Origin of the sequence: Myxococcus vastator (assembly GCF_010894475.1) — a bacterium.
Classification (GTDB): Bacteria; Myxococcota; Myxococcia; order Myxococcales; family Myxococcaceae; genus Myxococcus; species Myxococcus vastator.
This window is the reverse complement of record NZ_JAAIYB010000491.1, coordinates 1-6,036: the sequence shown is the minus strand read 5'-3', so window position 1 is coordinate 6,036 and position 6,036 is coordinate 1. Positions and strand designations below refer to the sequence as shown.

At 62.4% G+C, this 6,036-nt stretch carries 5 protein-coding genes; 1 reads left to right on the top strand and 4 read right to left on the bottom strand.

All coding sequences use genetic code 11. The features are described from left to right. Positions 1–92 precede the first annotated feature (92 nt). Positions 93–1,748 carry a galactose-binding domain-containing protein gene (locus G4D87_RS32175; protein ID WP_163786514.1) on the top strand — a complete coding sequence of 552 codons (1,656 nt, stop codon included), beginning with the start codon at positions 93–95 and terminating at the stop codon, positions 1,746–1,748. 348 nt (positions 1,749–2,096) lie between these two features. Here G4D87_RS32175 and G4D87_RS40310 read toward each other — a convergent pair whose 3' ends face one another. The 4 genes from G4D87_RS40310 to G4D87_RS32155 form a co-directional block, all read right to left on the bottom strand. Continuing rightward, positions 2,097–2,531, bottom strand: coding sequence for a Mov34/MPN/PAD-1 family protein (locus tag G4D87_RS40310; RefSeq protein WP_371928632.1), 435 nt, complete (start codon positions 2,529–2,531; stop codon positions 2,097–2,099). A gap of 71 nt (positions 2,532–2,602) precedes the next feature. Then, on the bottom strand, positions 2,603–4,354 hold the full coding sequence (locus G4D87_RS32165) for a ThiF family adenylyltransferase (protein WP_163786512.1): 1,752 nt from the start codon (positions 4,352–4,354) through the stop codon (positions 2,603–2,605). A 7-nt stretch (positions 4,355–4,361) separates the two neighbouring features. Beyond that, on the bottom strand, positions 4,362–5,438 hold the full coding sequence (locus tag G4D87_RS32160) for a nucleotidyltransferase domain-containing protein (protein WP_163786511.1): 1,077 nt from the start codon (positions 5,436–5,438) through the stop codon (positions 4,362–4,364). Positions 5,439–5,474: 36 nt separating this feature from the next. Beyond that, on the bottom strand, positions 5,475–6,036 hold a 562-nt coding region (locus tag G4D87_RS32155), incomplete at its 5' end, for an SAVED domain-containing protein (protein ID WP_163786510.1).

The window sequence follows — 6,036 nt, the reverse complement described above, 5'->3', positions numbered from 1 at the left end:
GCCGGGCGCCCCCCTCCTCGACCTCGAGAAACCTCATGCTCGAAAAGCGCTGTCCTCTTCACCTCTCGTTGCCCGCCTCACGCATTCTCGCCATGGCGCTGCTCCTGCTGGCGCCTGGCGTCGCCTCGGCGTTCTGCCTCTACAACAGCGTCAACACGACGGCGAACGTGAAAGTCCTTGGCGGAGACTTCAGCTCCAGCGTTTCGACGGGTGCCAATGCGTGCTGTCACTGGAGCAATACGGATTGCAATCCTGCCGGCACACAAGGTGCCATGCTCCGTGCGCAGTTCGAGGTGGGCACCTTCAACTGCGTGGTGTCGTTGCAAGCAGGGGGTTATGCGTCCGTCGAGCAGGAGGATCGCTCCCATTTGCGCCTTCCGCCCAACTACTACTGCAAGTCCTTCACGCACGACCATCAGCTCATCTATCAGTCGAACTATGGTGTGGGCTTCACGAAGCGAGATGTCCGGTTCCTGGTGACAGGGGACCCCCAGTACCAGAACAGCGGTGACAACATCGCCACGAATAAAACACTGTCGACGATGGTCAGCGCCATCACCCACAATCCGCAGATTCGGGGCATGGTGGTCGCTGGAGACCTGACGCAGAACACCCGGACGCGGGATGAGTTCGCCTGGTACAAGAGTGCCATCTCTGGCATGAGTCGGTTCGTCTACGACGGCGTCGGCAACCACGATCAGCACGAGGCCACGTTCGCCCAGCAGTTTGCCTGTGGACTCCCGTCTGGAATGGATTCCGCGTGCGTCGACCGCGGCGAAATCCAGAACGACATCCACGACCGGAAGAGGTCCACCGTCCTGTCCCTGCATGGCAATCCTCACTACTCCTGGGATTGGCATGACATCCACTTCGTCCAGCTCAACCTCTTCCCGGGGACCGAGGCTTCGCCCACCCGTCCCGAGAACTCTCCCAAGGACTCGCTCGTCTTTTTGATGATGGACCTGGCATTCAATGTAGGGGCCTCGGGACGTCCGGTGGTCCTCATCCACCACTACGGCTTCGATCCCTTGTCCACCGGCGAGGAGAACGGCAAGTACTGGTGGACCGAAGCGCAGCGCGTGGCCTACTGGGATGCCATCGCGAACTACAACGTCATCGCCATCTTCACGGGGCACCACCATCGCGGCCCCGGCTCGCCCTTCCAGGAGTTCTTCTATCGGCCCGCGGGACGAATCTCCGGGCCGGAGCGATTCCATTCGTTCGTGTCGGGCGCGGCCATCTCCGGTGCGTACCTGGACGCAATGGTGGACGACACCGCGCTTTCGCTGACGCAGATGGATCGACATGGCACGCCCACGGGCATGTTCGTCCAGATTCCCTTCAAGAACCTGGCGCTGAACAAGCCCGCCACCCAGTCCTCGCTCCTCAATGACGCGCAGGCCTGGAAGGCGGTTGACGGGAACACAGATGGTGTCTTCCCCAACCTCTCCGTCACCCACACCCTGGGCGCGCCGCAGGACCCACAGCCCTGGTGGATGGTTGACCTGGAGGGGCAGCGGTGGATTGGCTCGGTGGTCCTCCACAACCGCACCGACTGCTGCGTGGAGCGCCTCTCCAACTTCAAGCTGATGGTCTCCGCGGACGGCACGGCCTGGCACGAGTTCCCGCATCCGGGCCAGGCAGGCACCGTGACGCGCATTCCCGTGCGGCGCACGGGCCGCTACGTCAAGGTCCAGCTCCTGGGCGGAGGGCCGCTCAGCCTCGCCGAGGTCCAGGTCTTCGAATAGCACGCGGCGCTCGAGGAGGACCGGCCCGGCGACTCCATGCCGGGCCGCCCTGTGCCTCGTCCCGCGAGCGCGGGAGCCTAAGGCGCGCCTCGACCAGACCGCGGCGCCTCCGCCTTGGCTCGCCCGTCCGGCAGCCCTCTCCAGGTGTGCGACCGGGATGGGGATGGTTCTCCGGGGCGCCACGCGTACCGGGTCACGGTCCCACGAGCCCCAGCCGACGGTAGCGAAGTCTCCTCGCGAGGCGCGAGGCGCGGCGAGCGAGAAGGCCGGAGCGCCGGGCAGCCGCTTCCGAAAGCCTACGCCTATACGCGGCTGCCACGCGCCGAGCGCTGAGCCAGGACGGTCCGTTCATGGGTAGGCGTGGGCCGGTGGTTGCCACCGGGGAAGCGGTACGATTCGCCGTGAGTGCCGGAGCCCCTCCCAGGCCTTCACGCCCTGGGTGCCCACGATGAGAAAGAAGAGCGATTCACCGTCGAACGAGACCTCATTCAGCCGGCGAAGCCAGTCGTGGGTATCGACCCGTGAAGGCGTCGGCCATGGTTCCGGGTGAGTATGCCACTCGCCAAGGTAGAGGCAGGTTCCGTGGGACCTTGCCCAACGGGCGTCGATGACCGCTTGATGGCGTTTGGCGTCGCGATAGAACGTCAATCTTCCGCGCTGGTCTCCTGGGAGCGGGCACGTCACCTCGTCGATGACGGCGTCGTCACATGCTAGCAGGTGGCGGCCCATCATGATGCCACCCGCCTCGTGTTGATGGGCGGCGACCTGGCGAAACTCATGCATCAAGACGAGCGGCTGTGTATCGACCTTCACTCTTCCGCCGCCAGGGCGTTGGAACACAAGCGCGTCCAGGGTCATTGCGTTCCGCAGCAGGCACAGTCCGCCCGAAGGAAGTCCTTCCCAGCCGAGTCCATCTCGAAGCGAGGAGTCACACAGTAGCCTGCATTCTCGAACGCGCGTCTGTTCCCCTTCCAGGAGGAGAGCGTTGGAGTCGTCTGCTCCCTGCTGAGCACTTGCAATGCGATGCGGGAGGCCATCTCCGCGGTTCGCTGGGCATCAAGGTCGGAGAAGGGCAAGTAGCGGCTACCACATCCGAGTGTATCGCGCGTGTAGGTGCCTCCGGGAGTCGCAAAGGCCGCGCGATTCTCCAGCGGGCCTCCGTCATACGGGCGTGAATGGAGGCATTCCAGGCAGCCAGCAGTGGCGCCTTCATTGGTTGAAACATGAGTGAGGAGCGCGTGTCCTCCGAGGCCGAGTGGCTCCAGCCACGTGAAGAGCACGGGGGGATGCGCGGAATTCGACCAGCTCCACACGTTCAGGTCCAGTTCCGCGGTGGGATGGCCTGTCGCAGAGATGACGAGGTCATGTTCCTTGACCCAGGACTCCCTTTGGCGAAGGAGACCGCCGAGTTCTTCGGAGTGCTCCGATACGGAGACATAGGGGACGCTGCGCTCGATTTCGGACTTGAGCGCTTGGACCTTGGGCTGGAACAGCGCGCTCATCCCACAGACATGCCGGTACACGTTGTCGGGGGTGAAGAAATCCGTGTCGGCCAGTGAAATGTGGCCCACACCCGCTCGGGCCAGTGCGAGCGCGATGTATCCGCCGACCGCACCGCATCCGGCGAGGAGCACACGGCGTCGCTGGAAGCCAGTGTTCGCTCCTCCTCTTCGTTCAAGGTACGCACGGTCCATCCGTAACAGCGTGTAGGGCACGACTGCCGCTGTGGCCTTGTTGTCAGTGAACGGGTGACCGCCGCGCATGGCGCTGATGCTCACCCCAATGAGCGTACGCTCTTCCTCGGGCCGTCTCATGGCGAGCACGACGAAGTGAGCGCCCTGAGACCCATGGGATGCAATGAATTTGGCGATGACCTTGCGATGGCTTTCTGGCAGGGACTGTACGTACTTTCGAAGTCCTTGAGTCGAAGCTAGTTCAGCCAACCGGAAATTTGGGTCGACGGAGAGGGGGGCAAGAGGGACGTAAAGGGCGGCGCTGCTGTGCAGGCCCTTGGTACTTCGATCAGGCAGGATTTGGGCGCAGGTGGCGGCGTCCTCTGCGACGACAAGGGGAACCGTGCCATCATAGTACACGCGAAGTTCTCGTGGCGTCTCGTTGATGGAGACCGAACAACGAACCGAGCGGCCCCGGGAGGCTGATTGCCAATAGGCAAAGGCTTCGCGCAGGTATTCCTGGGGACGGTCCACCTCGAGCATGCGCTCCAGATGCGCTCGGACGAGCATGAGTGACTCGTCCAGGATGCGTTCAGGACTTCTCCAGTCGAGCAGGTTGGCGTCGGACGTGAAACACAGTTGGCTGTCGTCCAAGCGGTGGGGAAGATCGAGTGGAGGCTCGGATTCCTTTGTCAGACGGACCTCGGGAAGGCAGCGCGGGAACGCTGCCGTCAGGCGTATCTGGAGCGTGAAGGCATGCCCTCCCACCTTCATAACCCCTACAACAGCTGGTTCAAGGAGCGGCCCCGATTGCGGCCCTGAGAAGGACTGCAGGCAAACCACCCGGCCGCACTCTTCAATCAGGTGGCCATGGGACAACCGCTCCAAGAGCGCTATCTTCATTTCGTGGGAGAGGTCCGAGGGGAAGGGCATGGTGGGCTCAGGCTGAGACCGCGCTGGAGACGATGGCGGGGCCCGCCTTGCGTCCCGTGCTGTCCTTCTCGGGAACGGGGAATTCGTCTCCGAACTGGTCCTGCATCCGTTTGCACGCTTCGACGATGTCCACTTCGTTCTTGACCTGGTCCAAGCAGTCCCTGAGCTGGGTGAGCCGCTCGCGGAAGGTGGTCATCTGGCCTTCGGTCATCTTCGTGAAGATGTCTGTCCCAGGCGCGACAGGAAGTGTCACGGCAAGCCGGTACAACGTGGAGCCGTCCGCCTTCGTGCTGGTCGGGGTGAAGTGGCTGACCATCGTGTCCACGAGGTTCCGCATGGCCTTGAGATCGTCGATGGTCGTGGTGGTGCTCTTGAAGGGGTCAACGGTGACTTGCGGCTTGAACCATTGGCCCGCCGCAACCGTGAGGCCAATGCCGGACGGCGCGTTTTGTCCGTCGGTCGCGAACTTCTTCGTCTTCCACCGTTTCAGTGCCCGAATGACGCGGAGGAATTGTCTTTGTTGCTCCTCGTCGACGAACCGTCCCGCGACCCAGTCCGTGAGCTTCCTGGGCTCGGATTCTTCCCAGTGGCGGTCGTTCTCTCCTGAGCCTCTCTTGCCCTTGGCGATGAACATCCGCCTCGTGGGGCTGTCAGGATTGTCATAGGTGTAGATGGCGAGGTCGACATGGAACGCCAGTTCACCCTCCTTCTGATATCTCACGGTGACGCACGAGCGTCGAACCTCGGAGCCCAGCAGCGTGTGACCCTCAAGGGCGTCATCTACCAGGATCTTCAAGTCGACAGGGTTGAGGTACTTCGTCTTCGCGCAGTTGAACGCGAGCCCCACGTCGATGTCGTAATCCCCCTTTTCCGGGTGGATGCCCGTCCCCATTTCGTAGCTGCCCTGGTTGAAGTGCTCGAACGTGGGGACGTCCAGTTTCTCCTCCTTCCTTAATGCTTCGAATCTCCCACGGAGCTTGCCGAGGATGATGTCTCGTTTCTCGCGAAGCTCCTTGTTCTCATCGAATCGCCTGAGGCGGATTTTGTCATCGAACTGAATCAATTGAGATTGGATGATGGCCATGTTGATTCCACTCCTGATGGGGAAAGGGGAGGTGGCTCACAGTGAAAACAGAGTGATGGAGGTGCGACCTTCGGCGGCGGCTTGGAGATGCATGCACCACTTGTAACGGGGGGCGTCACGAGCATCGAAGTTGTAGATGAAGCAGTTGGGGAGGCCGGTGAAGGCCAGGGCCTGCCCCAGGTGGAACGCGACGCTCACTGGAACCGCGGCGAAGACGTGGAGGCTCTCAATGCTGCTGTTCCCGGCGATGTGCGAGTCAATGGCTTCGCGAATGACGTTCACATATTCCCGAAGTTGTGATGCCCGGCGCACGACGCCGCGCCGGGCCCGCTCCAAGGAGAAGTGCAGGTCCAACTTCACGTTCGAACTAGACAGCACGAGATCGCACTCCTCCTGCTGGACGTCGGCGGAGATGGAAATTCTCATCTGGGCAGCGGTGCCCGACTCTTTTGGGGTGGCCTCCATCCTGAGTGGTGGCTCGGGCTCCTTTTCGTCCTGGTGCCACATGAATCGGCCGACGGCCCGGTCATACTCGATGACATCGACGTGGCGCGTCTTGGCCAGATATCCGACGAGTACCGCGAGCGCGATGTATGGA

Excerpts from the sequence above, each read along its gene's own strand:
- G4D87_RS32175 (WP_163786514.1), top strand. The coding sequence starts at position 93 with ATGGCGCTGCTCCTGCTGGCGCCTGGCGTCGCCTCGGCGTTCTGCCTC.
- G4D87_RS40310 (WP_371928632.1), bottom strand. The coding sequence starts at position 2,531 with ATGCATGAGTTTCGCCAGGTCGCCGCCCATCAACACGAGGCGGGTGGC.
- G4D87_RS32165 (WP_163786512.1), bottom strand. The coding sequence starts at position 4,354 with ATGCCCTTCCCCTCGGACCTCTCCCACGAAATGAAGATAGCGCTCTTG.
- G4D87_RS32160 (WP_163786511.1), bottom strand. The coding sequence starts at position 5,438 with ATGGCCATCATCCAATCTCAATTGATTCAGTTCGATGACAAAATCCGC.